13 protein-coding genes and 1 riboswitch are annotated in these 14,487 nt (G+C 68.1%); of the genes, 4 read left to right on the top strand and 9 right to left on the bottom strand.

Annotated elements, in window-relative coordinates:
* Both MKP05_RS15005 and MKP05_RS15000 read left to right on the top strand, forming a co-directional pair.
* On the top strand, positions 1-290 hold a 290-nt coding region (locus MKP05_RS15005), incomplete at its 5' end, for a transketolase-like TK C-terminal-containing protein (RefSeq protein ID WP_276316628.1).
* Positions 291-431: 141 nt separating this feature from the next.
* Positions 432-609: riboswitch (FMN riboswitch) on the top strand.
* Positions 610-681: 72 nt separating this feature from the next.
* Positions 682-1,161: a 6,7-dimethyl-8-ribityllumazine synthase gene (locus MKP05_RS15000; protein ID WP_240569091.1), complete on the top strand. Its 480-nt coding sequence runs from the start codon at positions 682-684 to the stop codon at positions 1,159-1,161.
* A gap of 182 nt (positions 1,162-1,343) precedes the next feature.
* Here the strand turns inward: MKP05_RS15000 and MKP05_RS14995 are convergent, their stop codons facing one another.
* The 7 genes from MKP05_RS14995 to MKP05_RS14965 all read right to left on the bottom strand — a co-directional run bounded on the left by MKP05_RS14995 (position 1,344) and on the right by MKP05_RS14965 (position 10,093).
* On the bottom strand, positions 1,344-2,303 hold the full coding sequence (locus MKP05_RS14995; protein ID WP_110282558.1) for a D-ribose ABC transporter substrate-binding protein: 960 nt from the start codon (positions 2,301-2,303) through the stop codon (positions 1,344-1,346).
* 71 nt (positions 2,304-2,374) lie between these two features.
* Positions 2,375-3,478, bottom strand: a complete 1,104-nt coding sequence (locus MKP05_RS14990) for an ABC transporter permease (RefSeq protein ID WP_240569090.1) — start codon at positions 3,476-3,478, stop codon at positions 2,375-2,377.
* Positions 3,479-3,505: 27 nt separating this feature from the next.
* Complete coding sequence (locus MKP05_RS14985; protein WP_240569089.1) at positions 3,506-5,047, bottom strand: sugar ABC transporter ATP-binding protein; 1,542 nt, start codon at positions 5,045-5,047, stop codon at positions 3,506-3,508.
* 32 nt (positions 5,048-5,079) lie between these two features.
* On the bottom strand, positions 5,080-5,736 hold the full coding sequence (locus MKP05_RS14980) for a DUF2291 family protein (RefSeq protein ID WP_240569088.1): 657 nt from the start codon (positions 5,734-5,736) through the stop codon (positions 5,080-5,082).
* 57 nt (positions 5,737-5,793) lie between these two features.
* A complete protein-coding gene (locus tag MKP05_RS14975; RefSeq protein ID WP_240569087.1) occupies positions 5,794-7,368 on the bottom strand; it encodes a glycerol-3-phosphate dehydrogenase in 1,575 nt (524 codons plus the stop codon).
* A gap of 35 nt (positions 7,369-7,403) precedes the next feature.
* A complete protein-coding gene (locus tag MKP05_RS14970; protein WP_240569085.1) occupies positions 7,404-8,966 on the bottom strand; it encodes an FGGY-family carbohydrate kinase in 1,563 nt (520 codons plus the stop codon).
* 143 nt (positions 8,967-9,109) lie between these two features.
* Positions 9,110-10,093 (bottom strand): sugar-binding transcriptional regulator, encoded by a 984-nt coding sequence (locus MKP05_RS14965; protein WP_240569083.1) that lies wholly within the window; start codon positions 10,091-10,093, stop codon positions 9,110-9,112.
* A gap of 187 nt (positions 10,094-10,280) precedes the next feature.
* Here MKP05_RS14965 and MKP05_RS14960 point away from each other — a divergent pair, with 187 nt between their 5' ends.
* Both MKP05_RS14960 and MKP05_RS14955 read left to right on the top strand, forming a co-directional pair.
* Positions 10,281-11,075, top strand: a complete 795-nt coding sequence (locus tag MKP05_RS14960; protein ID WP_240569082.1) for a hydroxypyruvate isomerase family protein — start codon at positions 10,281-10,283, stop codon at positions 11,073-11,075.
* 42 nt (positions 11,076-11,117) lie between these two features.
* Positions 11,118-11,891, top strand: a complete 774-nt coding sequence (locus MKP05_RS14955) for a triose-phosphate isomerase (RefSeq protein ID WP_240569080.1) — start codon at positions 11,118-11,120, stop codon at positions 11,889-11,891.
* Positions 11,892-11,988: 97 nt separating this feature from the next.
* Here MKP05_RS14955 and malG read toward each other — a convergent pair whose 3' ends face one another.
* Complete coding sequence (malG, locus tag MKP05_RS14950; protein WP_240569078.1) at positions 11,989-12,879, bottom strand: maltose ABC transporter permease MalG; 891 nt, start codon at positions 12,877-12,879, stop codon at positions 11,989-11,991.
* An 11-nt stretch (positions 12,880-12,890) separates the two neighbouring features.
* Positions 12,891-14,486: a maltose ABC transporter permease MalF gene (gene malF, locus MKP05_RS14945; RefSeq protein WP_240569076.1), complete on the bottom strand. Its 1,596-nt coding sequence runs from the start codon at positions 14,484-14,486 to the stop codon at positions 12,891-12,893.
* Position 14,487 lies beyond the last annotated feature (1 nt).

The raw sequence follows: 14,487 nt of genomic DNA, 5'->3' as shown, positions 1-14,487 counted from the left end.
AGGCCGGCCGCGCGGTGCGGGTGGTCTCGATGCCCTCGACCGACCGCTTCGACGCCCAGGACGCCGAGTACCGCGAGCGCGTGCTGCCGAGGGCGGTGAGCGCACGGCTCGCCATCGAGGCCGGCCATGTCGACGCCTGGTACAAGTACGTGGGCCTCGACGGCCGGGTAGTCGGCATGACCAGCTACGGCGAGTCGGGCAAGGCGGAAGACCTCTTCCAGCACTTCGGCTTCACCGTCGACAACGTCGTCGAGCAGGCCGAACGGCTGCTGACCCGGCGGGCCACCTGATACCGACATCGAGGATCCGGCCAACGCCGGATCCTCGATGTCGAGAGCGGAGAGGCTAGCGGCGCCAGGCGGTGCCGCATACAATGGTTCGACCGTGGCCAGGCGCCGATCGGTGAAATCCGACAGGCGCCTGGCCGCGGTCATTGTTCTCAGGGCGGGGTGAAAGTCCCCACCGGCGGTGATGGCGGCTTTCGCCTCAGCCCGCGAGCGCCCGGGACGGCCGGCGTACGGTTCCCCACCGACGCGGCCGCGACCGGGGTCAGCAGATTCGGTGCGATTCCGAAGCCGACGGTGATAGTCCGGAAGGAAGAGAACGGCTCCATTGACGGGTGCTTGCGCCCGGCGATCGGTCCCGCTTGCCCTGATTCTGGTGATATCAACGAGGAAAACCATGAATCAGTCCACCCCCAGTCACGCCCCCCGCATCGCCTTCATCCAGGCCAGCTGGCACGACGATATCGTCGGTCGGGCCCGCGAGGCGTTCACCGCCACACTCGCCGAAAGGCACGGCATCGAGGCCGAGCGGGTCGAGGTCTTCAGCGTCGCCGGCGCCTACGAGATTCCCCTGCAGGCCAAGCTGCTGGCCAACAGTGGTCGCTATGACGCCATCGTCGGCGCCGGCTTCGTGGTCGATGGCGGCATCTATCGCCACGACTTCGTCGCCCAGGCGGTGATCGACGGCATGATGCGGGTCCAGCTCGACACCGAGGTGCCGGTGCTCTCGGTGGTGCTCACGCCGCACCACTTCCACGAACACGCCACCCACACGGCGTTCTTCCATGAGCACTTCGTGACCAAGGGCCGCGAGGCCGCCGACGCCTGCGTCATGACACTGGAGAACCACCGCCAGGCCCGTCGACTGGGCGACTGACGCACGCTGCAGCGTTATCTCAACGACACTGCCCGGCCTTGCGCCGGGCAGTGTCGTTTCGGTGGCATCGCCGAGACGGGCCTCGAGATCACCAGCCCGACACACGCAAGCGCCGCCGGGCGGAGCCGGCGGCGCAGAGGGGAGGAACGGCGGAGGCGGGGAATGCCGCCTCCGGTGGCGCGCTATTGTTGCGCGAGCACGAAGGGAGCGGTGTACCGATCCACATTGTCCGCGGTGACGAGGAAGCAGTCGAAGAGCTGTTTCTCGCCATCGAGGCCGGTTTCACCGGTGCGGATGAACTGGTCCGCCAGGCGAACCGCCTGCTCGGAGAAGATGGCCACCGGCTGCAGGACCGTGTAGGCCATCTCGCCGGCCTTGACCGCATCGATCGCGTCGGGTGAGCCATCGAAGCCACCGACGACCACCTCGTCGAGCTTGCCCGCCTCCTTGAGTGCGGCGATCGCGCCGAGCGCCATCTCGTCGTTGCCGCTGATCACGCCGTCGATGTCGGGATTGGCCTGCAGCAGGCTCTGCATCTTGTTGTAGCCCTGGGTGCGATCCCAGTTGGCGACGTCCACGCCGACCCGTTCCAGGGTCGGGTACTGGCTGAGCACGGTCTGGTAGCCGTTCGAGCGCGTCGCGGCATTATTGTCGGAAGGCGCCCCCTTGAGTTCGACGTACTTCGCCTCGTCGCTGACGTTCTGCACCCACTGTTGGGCGCCCAGGGCCGCTCCCTGGGCGTTGTTGGACACCAGTTGCGCCTCGGCCAGCCCCTGCTGGTTGATCTCGGCATTGACGATGAACACCGGGATCCCGGCGTCGACGGCCTTGCGCACGGCGCCGATGGAGCCGTCGGCGTTGGCTGGGTCGAGGATGATCGCCTCGGCCTGGTTGGTGATCGCGGTATCGATCTGCCGGCTCTCGGTATTGGTATCCCCCTTGTGGGAACTCACGTTGGCCTCGTAGCCCAACTCCTCGGCGGTCTCCCGGGCGATCTTGCCCTCGGTGAACCAGTAGGGGTTGGAGTTATCGTTGACGATGATCGAGATGAGCCCCTTGTCCTGGGCCGCGGCGGCGCCGGCGAAGAGCGGCGCGCTTACGGCGAGGGCGGCGATCAGCAGGTGCTTTCCAGTCTTGAACATGGTGGACCTTCCTTACTGTTGTGGTTGTGATGCCGAAGACTCGGCTGGTTTGCCACAGCGGTCGGCGCCGGTCAGGCCGCGGCACGCTGTGGCGAGGAAGACGTCTGAGCGCCGGAAGGCGCCGGGCGCGGCTTCTTGCGGCCCTTGTATTGAATGCTGTTGAGCAGCACGGCGAGGACGATGACGGCGCCGGTGAATACGGTCTGCCAGTAGGACGAGACGCCGATGATCACCAACCCGTCGGACAGGAAGCCGATCACGAAGGCCCCGAGCAGGGTGCCCCGCACGTTGCCGCGGCCGCCGGTCAGCGCCGCACCGCCGATGACCACGCCGGCGATGGCGGTCAGTTCGTAGGTGGTGCCCGCCGTCGGCCCCGCCGAGGTCAGTTGCGACGACAGCACCAGGCCGGCGATGGCGGCGCAGATCCCCGACAGCACATAGACCGACACCTGCACGCGCTTGACCGGCACCCCGGACAGCTCCGCCGCCCGGGCGTTGCCGCCGGTGGAATAGACCCAGCGGCCGAAGGGGGTGCGCGACAGCGCCAGCATGGCGGCGATGGCCACGGCCGCCATGATCAGCACGCCGACCGGCACGCCGAACAGCCGATTGAAGCCGAGCCAGTCGAAGCCGGTGTTGCCGAGTTCCGGGCTGCCGCCGAGGTGGTTGTAGGTGAGGCCGTCGGTCATCAGCAGGGCGACGCCGCGGGCGACGTAGAGCATGCCCAGGGTGGCGACGAACGCCGGCACCTTGAAGAAGGCGATGAGCACGCCGTTGATCGCGCCGACCAAGGCCCCCAGGGCGCAGGTCAGGATGACGACCGCCCACACCGGGGGATACACCACGACGCCGAACACTTCGAACGACACCCCCTGCATCAGGAAGCCGGCGAAGACGCCCGCGAGTCCCAGCGTCGAGCCCACGGACAGGTCGATGCCACCGGTGAGGATGACCAGCAGCATGCCGATGGACAGCAGGCCGAAGATCGCCACATGCGATGACATGGTCAGGAAGTTGTTCGCCGAGAAGTAGACCGGCGACAGGATCGAGAAGATGAGGATGATCGCGATCAGGGCGAAGAATGCCCTGCCCTCGAGCAGCAGGCGTCCCAGGTCGAAACCGCCACCGGACGCTCCCGCTCGGGCGCCGTTTTGAGCTTGGCTTGAGTTGGTCATTGTTGTGTACTCCGCTATGAAGGGGGATCAGGCGGCCACGGCTTCACCCGAGGCGGCCATGATGTCTGCCTTGTTGACGTCGGCACCGAACTCCGCGGCGATCCGGCCGCGACTCATCACCACCACCCGGTGCGCGATGCTCAGGCATTCGCCGACCTCGGAGGTGGTGAAGACCACGGCCAGGCCCTGCCGCGCGCCCTCGCTGAGCAGCCGGAACACCTCGGCCTTGGCCCCGATGTCGATGCCGCGACTGGGCTCGTCGAGCAGCACGACCCGGGGGTGTGTGGCCAGCATCTTGCCGATGACGACCTTCTGCTGGTTGCCGCCCGACAGCGAGCCGATCGCGGCCCCGCCGCCGTCGGTCTTGATATGCACGTTGCGGATGGAGTCCTCGACGACCGCCCGCTCCCGCCGGCGCGAGGTGAAGAGCCACCGGGTGAAGGCGCCGATACTGGCCAGCGAGAGGTTCTCGCCCACCGACATCGTCTGCACCAGCCCGTCGCGCTGGCGGTCCTCGGGCACCAGCACCAGGCCCTGCTCGATGCGCTCGGCGATGCCCAGGCGCGAGACGTCTCGGCCCTCGAGCACGACACTGCCTCCCGTCAGCGGGAGTCGGCCGGCGACGCTCTCGAGCAGCTCGGTGCGCCCGGCGCCCATCAGGCCGTAGAGGCAGACGATCTCGCCGGCCCGCACGTCGAGGGACAGCCGGTCGACGGCCGACCGATCGGGCACCGTGGTGTCCGGGACGGACACCTCGCGCAGCGACAGCGCGACCTCGCCCATGGGGTAGCCGCTGGGCGGCGAGCCGAGGTCGAAGCCCTCGCCGACCATATTGCGCACGATCCACTCCAGGTCGATGTCCCGGCGCGGGGCGTAGGCCGTCATGATGCCGTCGCGCAGCACCACAGCATGGTCGGTGATCTGCAGGGCTTCCTCGAGGTGGTGGGAGATATAGACGATCGAGACGCCACGGCTCTTGAGGTCGCGGATCACCCGGAACAGCACCTCGACTTCCGAGGCGGAGAGCGCCGAGGTCGGCTCATCCATGATCAGGATGCGCGAGTTCGCCGACAGCGCCCGGGCGATCTCGACGATCTGCTGCTGTCCCAGGCGCAGGTCCTCCACCGGGGTCAGCGGATCGATGGGCTCGTCCAGCTCCTCCATCAGCCGACGCGTCTGGCGCTCCTCCTCGGCGTAGTCGATGCCGGTCGGTCCTCCCAGCTCGCGTCCCATGAAGAGGTTGTCGCGCACGCTGAGGTTGGGGGCGAGACTCAGCTCCTGATGGATGATCGAGATGCCGAGACGCTGCGCCTCGGTGGTCGAGGCGACACTCACCGGCCGGCCCTCCAGGAGGATCTCGCCGGAGGTCGGCTGCAGCACTCCCGATAGAATCTTCATCAACGTCGACTTGCCGGCCCCGTTCTCGCCGAACAGGGTGGTGACCTGGCCGCGATGGATATCGAAGTTCACCGACTTCAGGGCATGGACATTGCCGAAGGACTTGGCGATGTGGCGTGCCGAGAGGATGACCTCGTCGACGCTGTCTTGTTCTTGATATGTCTGGTTCATGGCATGCGCATCCGTCTTTGAGTATCTCTGGCTCACTGCACGTCCAGCCGGACCGGCGTCACGAGCCAGTTGTGCGGATTGATCAGCTTGAAGACACCGCTGACCGAAACGGTCTTGCCGGTCAGCTCCCCGGTGTCGATATCCGCCAGCACCTGCGCCTTCATCTCGTCGTTGATCGCCGCAGCGGCGTCCTGGTACTCGATCTGGTTGGTGAACTGGCCGAATCGAATGGTGCCGGTGGCGTCCCGCAGGTCGGTGCCGTTGATGGCCGGCCCGGTCTGGACCCGGATCGTCAGGTCATCGGGAACGCCAGCGACATCGACCGTATAGATCCCGGCCTTGCCCTCCCCGACCACGCCGGAGAAGCTGACGGGGACCACCGGGCCGATGCCGGCCGGCACGCCATGGCGCTCGCCGGCCGCCGTCTTGTCCTCGGAGATGGCGGCCGCCAGCTGGCCGGCCTCGACGGCGCGCTCCTCGACGCTGGCCCGCACGAGGGGGAAGTGTTCCGCGCCGAAGCGTGCGGCCGAGAAGCCGTCATCGCTCAGCTCCGCATCCGAGCCGATCGTCACGACCCGGGTGTCCAGGGCCATGGCGCCCAGCAGGACGACCGCGATGCCGATGGCCGTGGCGAGGCCACGCCCCTTCCCGGGACGCGGCAGTGGTATGGCATTGACTGATGCATTCATGGTGAAAAGACCTCTTGTTGTTGGAATCTCTGCGTTGGCGCAAGCGTCGCGCCGGGCTCAGGAGGTGGCGACGCTGTCGGTCCTGGCGCCGGCCCTGGCGCCCGGGGACGCGTCGACTTCCCGCGCGACCCAGGCCGCGACCCGCTCGACCTCCGCCTCGTTCATGACCAGGTAGAGCTTGGTGCGTCGCTCGAGGATGTCCGCGGCGCTACGCGCCCACTCGTGATCGACCAGATAGCGCGCCTCGACGGCGTAGAGGTCGGCCCCCAGGTGCTCGCCCAGGTCCTGGTAACGCCGGGCCTCGCCGAGGATCCGCCGGGCGAGGGTGCCGTAGAGGCGGGCGTAGCGGGTGGCAGTGGCCTTCTCGAGCCAGGGGTAGTCGCGCTGGAGTCCCTTGAGGAAGGCCGCGAAGTCGGCTCCCGGCATGTCGCCGCCGGGCAGCGGCGCGGTCGCGTTCCAGGTCTTGCCCATCGCCGGGAAGTAGGGGGCGAGCTTTTCCAGGCCGTGCTCGGCGAGCTTGCGGTAGGTGGTGATCTTGCCGCCGAACACCGACAGCAGCGGCGCCTTGCCGCCCGCGTCGGCGACGTCGAAGACGTAGTCGCGGGTCACCGCCGAGGGGTTGTCCTGGGAATCATCGAACAGCGGCCGGATGCCGGAGAAGCTGGTCAGGATGTCGTCCTCGGTGTAGGGCGTCTTGAAGTAGCGATTGACCACGCCGAGCAGGTAGTCGATCTCCTGCTGATCGATGGCCACCTTGTCCGGGTCGCCCTCGTAGAGGATGTCGGTGGTGCCTACCAGCAGCTTGTCGCCCTCGTAGGGGTTGACGAAGATCACCCGCTTGTCGTCGTTCTGCAGCAGGTAGGAGTTGGCGGTGGCATACCGCTTGGGCAGCACGATATGGCTGCCCTTGACCAGCTTGACCCTGTCCTTGCCGCCCTGGTCGAAGGCGCCCTTGAGGACCCTGTCCACCCAGGGGCCGGCGGCGTTGATCACCGCCCTGGCGGCGAGGGGGGTGATCTCGCCGCTCTCGGTGTCGGTGAGCTCGACCTCCCAGTGATCGGCCAGCCGGGTCGCCTTCGTGCAGGCGGCACGGGGGTAGACCCTGGCCCCGAGACGCGCGGCGTCGAGCGCATTGAGCACTACCAGGCGGGCGTCATCCACCCAGCAGTCGGCGTACTCGAAGCCCTTGGGGTACTCGTCCTTGATCGCTTCGCCCTCCGGGCAGGTACGCAGGTCGAGGCCGCGGCTGCCGGGCAGCAGGTCGTCCTTGCCGCCCAGGTGGTCGTAGAGGAACAGGCCGGCGCGAACCAGCCAGGCGGGCCGCTGCTCGGGGCTGTGGGGCAGCACGAAGCGCATCGGCCAGATGATGTGCGGCGCCTGCTTGAGCATGACGCTGCGCTCCTTGAGGGCCTCGCGCACCAGGCGGAACTCGTAGTACTCCAGGTAGCGCAGGCCGCCGTGGATCAGCTTGCCGCTGCGCGACGAGGTGCCCTGGGCCAGGTCGTCCTTCTCGCACAGGGCGACGGACAGGCCGCGGCCGGCGGCGTCCCGGGCGAAGCCGGCGCCGTTGATGCCGGCCCCGATGATCAGCAGGTCATAGAGGGGCCGGGGCTGGGCGGATGAGTCGGACATGCTTGCCTCCAGGTCGGGGAATAACGTGAACCGCTTCAGCGCTCGGCGTTGACGCGCTCGAGATGGCGCCAGAAGCCGTCCGAGTTGGTGTGGGAACGGCGGTAGACGCCGAACAGCCGCTCGTAGAGGTTCTGCAGGGCGGGATCGGGCGCCACGCACTCCTCGGCCAGGAAGGGGGTCACCCAGGTCCGGCAGGCCTCGGCCAGGTCGCGGTGGTGCCCCAGGCACAGGCTCGCCACCATGGCGGCGCCGGCCGCGCCGGTTTCGCCCCGGGTCAGGGTGCGCACCGGCACGCCCATCACCGAGGCGAGGATGGTGCACAGCGTCTTGCTCCGGGCGGCGCCGCCGGTCAGCCGCAGCTCCTCCGGGTGAGCCTCCAGGGCGTGGTAGCAGTCGCGGGCGGCGAAGGCGACGCCCTCGTAGATGGCCCGCGCCATGTGCAGATGGTTGACCTCGGTGGAGAGCCCCAGGAACTGGGCCCGGGCGCGGGGGTTGAAGAAGGGGCCGCGTTCGCCGTTGGCGCAGATGAAGGGGTGATAGATCAGCCGCCCCGGCTCGGTAGTGGCCAGCGCCGCGTCGAGCCGCGGTAGCAGCCCCTCGGCAGTCAGTGGCGCCTCGCCCAACGCCTCGAGCATCGCGTTGAGACCCTTGAGGAACCACTCCAGGTTGAGGGTGGCGGCCATGTTGGAGCACAGCTGGACCCAGGTGTCGGGCGCCACGCAGGGCATGGTGTAGCAGGACTGGTTGCTGAGCACGATGTCGCGCGGGTCCTCGCGCACGCAGAGGTGGGCCCCGGTGGTGCCGATGATGCTGCAGGCCACCCGCTTGCCGGGTTCATAGACGCCGGCCCCCAGGCCGGTGGCCAACATGTCCACCGGCGCCAGCACCACCGGGGTGCCTTCGGCCACGCCGATCTCCCGGGCCACCTCGGCACCGAGCTCGCCGTGCTCGCGGCTGCCGTCGACGATCCGCGGCAGTCGCTCGCGGTGCCTGGCCAGACCGAATGCCTCGAGCACGGCGTCCGAGTAGTCGCCGCTGCGGAAGTCGCCGTAGGTCCACAGCGCCTCGGCCGGGTCGGTGGCGCGGTCGCCGGTCAGGCAGAAGTACAGCCAGTCCTTGCAGTGGAAGATGGTGGCCGCCGCGGCGACACGCCCGGGTTCGTGACGCTCGAGCCAGCTCAGCTGGCCGCTCTGGATCGATTGGTTGAGCCCGGTACCGGTACGGCGATAGGTCTCGGGCCCGGTGCGGGTCGCCCGCCAGTGGGAGACGATGTCGCTGGCGCGGCTGTCGAGCCACAGCAGGGCATCGCCCACGGGTCGGCCCTGGTCATCGATCATCCAGGTGCCGTCGCCCTGGCCGGTCACCGCGATGGCGGCCAGCCGCGGAGCGAGCGCCGGGTGCTCGGCGAACAGGCGCTGGAGCGTGGCCCGGGCCGTCCCCCAAGTGCCCGGGAGACTCTGCTCGACGCCCCCGTCGGGGCGGGTCTCGAGCCGATTCTCGCACTGGGTCTTGGCCAGTTCCCGGCCCTGGCGATCGAAGGCCACCGCCTTGATCACCGAGGTCCCGGCATCCAGGCCGACGATCACGTCATCCGGCATGGGGCACCTCCTGGGCAGGGTGGAAAGCGTGAACGCCGCCCTGTTTGTCGGCCATGGCGTGTCTCCTGGTGTTGTCGCTGTCGTTGTCGTTGTCGTATTCGTGTTAGGCGTCGTCGTGAGGGTGCGAGCCGGGCCTGCCGTGGCTAGGTCTCGTCCTCGTCGAGCAGGGCGAGCACCTGGCGAGCGACGACCTCGTCGGTGATCAGCCCCTTGAGCAGCCCACTGCGCAACACCGAGAGGGTGGCGCGCACCTTCTCCTCGCCCCCGGCGACGGCGACGATGTGATGGTCGCGCAACTGCTCGAGACTCAGCCCCAGCGTGCGACCGTTGATCTCGCAATCCACCCGGTGGCCCTGGGCATCCAGGAACTGCCCCAGCAGTTCCGCCTCGGCGCCGGCCTCGTGCAGCCGGCGGGCATCCTCGGCGTCGATCTCGCCGAGCTCCATGAGCAACGAATGGCCCTGCGACGGCACGGCCCCCAGCCCCACCATGGTCAGGTCGGCGGCCGTGGCGATATTGATCACGTCCTGGACGCTGCGCTGCTCCATCAGCACCCGCTTGTGCTCGGCGGTGTCGGCGAACAGCGGCACCGGCAGCAGGTAGCCCTCGCCGCCGGTCTTGTCGACCAGGCGATGGATGACGTCGTAGGGGTTCAAGGCCATCTTGCGCACCACGCTGCCCAGCACGGGGACCATCTTGAGCCCCGAGCAGTCCATCTGCGGCAGGCAGTTGACCATCTCCGAGAGGCTGCGGCCCCAGCCCAGTCCCAGCACCTCGACGCTCCTGGCATCCAGCCGGCTCTTCAGGTAGTAGGCCGCGGCCATGCCCAGATTGGCGAAGGGGTTGGCGCCTTCCTCGGCGGGCATGGCGGGCACCACCGAGCACATCTCGAGGTTCATGCGCCGCTTGAGCTCGTCTTCCAGGGTCAGCAACGCCTCGGGCGAGCCCTGGATGAACACCTGCACCGCGCCCATCTCGTGGGCCGCGGCGATCAGCCGGTGCACCTTCATGCGCGACACCCTCAGGCGCTCGGCGATCTGCGCCTGGGTATAGCCCCCCACATAGGAGAGCCAGGCCGCCCTCAGGGCCAGGTCGTTCTCGCTGTGACTCGGCGAGGTATTCTTCATGCTTCACTCCGGTTTTGATATTTTGTTCGTTCACTGTTAAAAATAACGCTAGTGGAGGTTTTCGGGGCTGTCAAGACATTCCCCTGTCCTGGGCATCCCCTGCGGAAGCCTCGCGCTAGCGGGCCTGATGACGCCACGCCGTGGCGGGCCCGGCCCCACACCGACAACGACAAAGCGGGAGGTCAGCGTGCTCAAGCTCGCCGCCAATCTGACGTTCATGTTCACCGAGGTGCCCTTCCTGGAGCGCTTCGCCCGGGCCCGTGCCGCGGGCTTTCGCTACGTGGAGTTCCACAATCCCTACCCGTTCTGCGAGCGCCTCGAGGACATTCGTGATGCCGCGACCCGGGCCGGCGTGGCGATCATTCATTTCAACCTGCCGGGGGGCGACTGGGAGGCGGGCGAGCGCGGCATTGCGGTCCTGCCCGAGCGCACCGCCGAGTTCCGCGAGGGGCTCGACACCACCATCGAGATCGCCGGTCGGCTGGGCTGTGGCCAGCTCAACTGCCCGCTGGGCTACCCCCGCGATGACCTGTCCGGGGAGGTGCAGCACAGGACCCTGATCGACAACCTGCGCCATGCCGCCGAGGCCACCGCCCGGGCCGGCATCCGCCTGCTGGTGGAGCCGCTCAACCCCATCACCCACCCCGGCTATCCGCTGGTCAACACGGCCCAGGCGGTGGCCCTGCAGGACGACGTGGACCACCCCAACCTCTTGATCCAGTACGACTTCTATCAGATGCAACGCGCGGAGGGGGAGCTCGTCGATACGGTCCGTCGCCACAACGGGCGGATCGGCTTCATCCAGCTGGCGGACACCCCGGGACGCCACGAGCCGGGCACCGGCGAGATCAACTACCGCTTCCTGTTCGCCGAACTGATGCGCCTGGGCTTCGATCGTTACATCTCGCTGGAGTACAGCCCCAGCGGCAGGACGGAAGACTCGCTGCAGTGGATTCGCGACTACGGCATCCGGCATGCCTGAGTCAGGCATCGACCGACACACCGACAGCATGAGGAGCACGCCATGACGACCCCTTTCTGGGTAGGCACCAGCTGGAAGATGAACAAGACGCTGGGCGAGGCCGTCGACTACTGCGCCGCCCTGCACGACACCGAGCTGCTGCGCGACCCGCGGCTGCAGGGCTTCGTGATTCCGCCCTTCACCGCGCTGAGCGAGGTGTGCCGGGCGCTGGCCGACACCCCGGTGATGGTGGGGGCCCAGAACATGCACTGGGCCGATTCGGGCGCCTACACCGGGGAGGTGTCGCCGCTCATGGTCCAGGATTGCGGCGCCGATATCGTCGAGCTGGGGCACTCCGAGCGGCGCGAGTCCTTCAACGAGACCGACACGGCGATCAACCGCAAGGTCAAGGCCGCCCTGGCCCAGGGGCTGCGCCCGCTGATCTGCGTGGGCGAGACCGCCGAGGAGAAGGCCCAGGGCGTGGCCGCCGACACCGTGATCCGCCAATGCCGGATCGCCCTCAGCGGCGTCCCCCCCGAGGCCCTGGACCGCGTGCTGATCGCCTACGAGCCGGTCTGGGCCATCGGCGAGCACGGTACCCCGGCCACGGCCGAGGACGCCGGCTGGATGCACCGCCGGATCCACGAGGCGCTGCCGCCAACGGCGCAGGGCGTTCCCCTGCCGGTGCTCTACGGCGGCAGCGTCAACCTCGACAACTGCGCCGAGCTCGCCGCCCTGCCCGAGGTCGCCGGCCTCTTCATCGGTCGCAGCGCCTGGCGGCCCGAGGGCCTGCTGGCGATCGCCGAGCGGGCCCTCGCGGCCCGTCCTGATGCCTGAAGCCCCGTCTACCTCCCATAAAAAACCCCGGCTATCCGGCCGGGGTCGAGCAAGGCTCTGCTCAGGACGAGGAAACAGTCCGGTTTACGCCATGGCCTCAGCCCTTGACGCCACCGGCGGTCAGCCCGCCGATGATCCAGCGCTGGCAGAGCAGGAAGGCCGCGGTGATGGGCAACCCGGAGAGCACCGCGGCGGCGGCGAAGTCCCCCCAGCGCTGGTTGTGCTCGGCCAGGTACTGCTGGGCGCCCACGGCCAGGGTCAGCTTGTCCTCGTCGAGCAGCAGCACCGAGGCCATGGGGTACTCCATGATCGACATGATGAAGGCGAGGATGAACACCACCATCAGGATCGGCACCGACAGCGGCAGCAGGATGTGGCGGAAGGCCTGCCAGGTGCTGGCGCCGTCGACCATCGCCGCCTCCTCCAGGGAGCCGTCGATGGACTCGAAGTAGCCCTTGATGGTCCAGATATGCAGCGCCACCGCGCCCAGCGAGGCGACGATCAGCGCGCCGTGGGTGTTGATGCCCAGCCAGGGCACCAGTTGCCCCAGGCGGTCGAAGAGGGCGTAGAGCGCCACCAGCGAGAGCACCGCCGGGAACATCTGGAAGATCAGCATGCCCTTGAGGATCGGCGCCTTGCCCTGGAAGCGCATCCGCGCGAAGGCGTAGGCGCTGGTGGTGGAGAGCGCCAGGATCATCAGCGAGGACACCACCGCCACCTTGACCGAGTTCCACAGCCACAGCAGTACCGGGAACGGCGGCTGCACCACGCTGCCGTCGGGGCGCTCCCAGGGAATGCCGAAGGCCAGTGCCCAGTGCTCCAGCGAGAAGCGCTCGGGAATCAGGCTGCCGGTGGCGAAGTTGCCCTCGCGGAAGGAGATCGAGATCACCAGCAGCAGCGGGAAGACCACCAGCGATACGAAGCCCAGCAGGGCGAGGTGGGCGCCCAGCTTGCGGGCGCGGATGGAACGGGGTTGAACCATGGCCATGAGTGTGTCTCCTAGACCTTGACCTTGGACAGGCGCAGATTGAGCCACGACAGCCCCACCACCAGCAGGAAGATCAGGGTGGCGATGGCCGCCGCCAGGCCGAACTGCTGGCCGGCGTCCTGGAAGGCGATGCGATAGGTGTAGCTGACCAGCAGGTCGGTGGTTCCCGCCGGGGTGCTGGCGCCGAGGATGTCGGGGCTGCCGCCGGTGAGCAGGGCGATCAGCACGAAGTTGTTGAAGTTGAAGGCGAAGGCGGCGATGAGCAGCGGCGTCAGCGGCTTGAGAATCAGTGGCAACGTGATGCGCCACAGGTTGGTCAGGGGCCCGCCGCCGTCCACCGCCGAGGCCTCGTAGAGGTCGCGGGGGATCGACTGGATCAGCCCCATGCACAGCAGCAGCATGTAGGGGTAGCCGAGCCAGGTGTTGACGATCAGCAGCATGCTGCGGGCCAGCGCCGGGTCGGTGAACCAGGAGGGGCTGATGCCGAAGAGGTTCTCCAGGATCAGGTTAATCTCGCCATGGTTCTGGTTGAACATGCCCTTGAAGATCAGGATCGAGATGAACGCTGGCACCGCGTAGGGCAGGATCAGCAGGGTGCGATAGATCGCCTTGCCGCGCAGCTGGTCCCACTGCAGCAGCGTGGCCAGTACGAAGCCCACCGCCAGGGTGAAGGCCACCGTCAGCCCGGCGAAGACGAAGGTCCAGACGAAGATCTGCACGAAGGGCCCGCGGATGTCCGGGTCGGCGAAGATCCGCGTGTAGTTGTCCAGGCCCACCGCCACCGGCCAGCCGGGGGTGAGGCGTTCGCCCGCTTCGGTGACGAAGAAGCCGGTCTCGTGGTCTGGGGTCAGGGTGGTGTCGTCGCGCAGGTCGCTGAGGCTGCCGTCGGGATTCTCCGCATAGCGCGGCAGCAGCGGGGCGAAGCTGCGCAAGCCGGTCATCCTCAGTTCGATGCCCTCAGGGGTCTCCAGGCGCAGGGCGGAGAGCGCATCACGCGCGGCGATCATCTCGCGCATCGCCAGCGGCTCGCCGGACGGTGCCGCCTCGGCGGGGCGCAGTGCCACCCGCCGCTCCCCTGTATCCTGCAGCTCGAGGGGCGCCGAGGCGTAGCGCCGTGCGACCCCGGCGGCGTCCCCGGCCTCCTCGGCCATGGCATCGCGCGCCTCCAGATAGAGGCGGACCCCGTCCCCTTCGCGGTAGGCCGTGAAGTCGTAGGCGGCACCCTCTGCCTGATAGGTCTGGCCGAGGAACTGGGCGCGTACCCGCTCCTCGCTGAGCAGGTTATCAGAGCTGTAGTTGCTGAAGCTGATGCCGATGGTATACAGCAGCGGGAAGATCACGAACACGCCCAGCCCGGCCAGCGCCGGGAAGATATAGCGATGGCTCATCAGGCTGCGCCGGGTGAACACCACGGCGAGCGAGGCACCGAGCACCAGGAACAGCAGGGCGAACATCCACTGGCCGTTGAGGTGGAAGGCCAGTACCAGCCACATCAGCGAGATGACGAGGGCGGCGACCAGGGCGCGGGCCGCCCAGCGGGAGTAGCGTTCACCGAGGTGGCGCGAGCGGTGCCGCGGCAGGCCCCGGGAGGCGTTGGTGATGTACATG

Source organism: Halomonas flagellata (genome assembly GCF_022487945.1).
Lineage (GTDB): Bacteria > Pseudomonadota > Gammaproteobacteria > Pseudomonadales > Halomonadaceae > Halomonas > Halomonas flagellata.
Note: the sequence above shows the minus strand (reverse complement) of the source record. Positions and strands in the feature narration are given on the sequence as shown.

Excerpts from the sequence above, each read along its gene's own strand:
- MKP05_RS14990 (WP_240569090.1), bottom strand. The coding sequence starts at position 3,478 with ATGACCAACTCAAGCCAAGCTCAAAACGGCGCCCGAGCGGGAGCGTCC.
- MKP05_RS14980 (WP_240569088.1), bottom strand. The coding sequence starts at position 5,736 with ATGAATGCATCAGTCAATGCCATACCACTGCCGCGTCCCGGGAAGGGG.
- MKP05_RS14970 (WP_240569085.1), bottom strand. The coding sequence starts at position 8,966 with ATGCCGGATGACGTGATCGTCGGCCTGGATGCCGGGACCTCGGTGATC.
- MKP05_RS14975 (WP_240569087.1), bottom strand. The coding sequence starts at position 7,368 with ATGTCCGACTCATCCGCCCAGCCCCGGCCCCTCTATGACCTGCTGATC.
- MKP05_RS14965 (WP_240569083.1), bottom strand. The coding sequence starts at position 10,093 with ATGAAGAATACCTCGCCGAGTCACAGCGAGAACGACCTGGCCCTGAGG.
- MKP05_RS14955 (WP_240569080.1), top strand. The coding sequence starts at position 11,118 with ATGACGACCCCTTTCTGGGTAGGCACCAGCTGGAAGATGAACAAGACG.
- malF (WP_240569076.1), bottom strand. The coding sequence starts at position 14,486 with ATGTACATCACCAACGCCTCCCGGGGCCTGCCGCGGCACCGCTCGCGC.
- MKP05_RS15000 (WP_240569091.1), top strand. The coding sequence starts at position 682 with ATGAATCAGTCCACCCCCAGTCACGCCCCCCGCATCGCCTTCATCCAG.
- MKP05_RS14985 (WP_240569089.1), bottom strand. The coding sequence starts at position 5,047 with ATGAACCAGACATATCAAGAACAAGACAGCGTCGACGAGGTCATCCTC.
- MKP05_RS14995 (WP_110282558.1), bottom strand. The coding sequence starts at position 2,303 with ATGTTCAAGACTGGAAAGCACCTGCTGATCGCCGCCCTCGCCGTAAGC.
- malG (WP_240569078.1), bottom strand. The coding sequence starts at position 12,879 with ATGGCCATGGTTCAACCCCGTTCCATCCGCGCCCGCAAGCTGGGCGCC.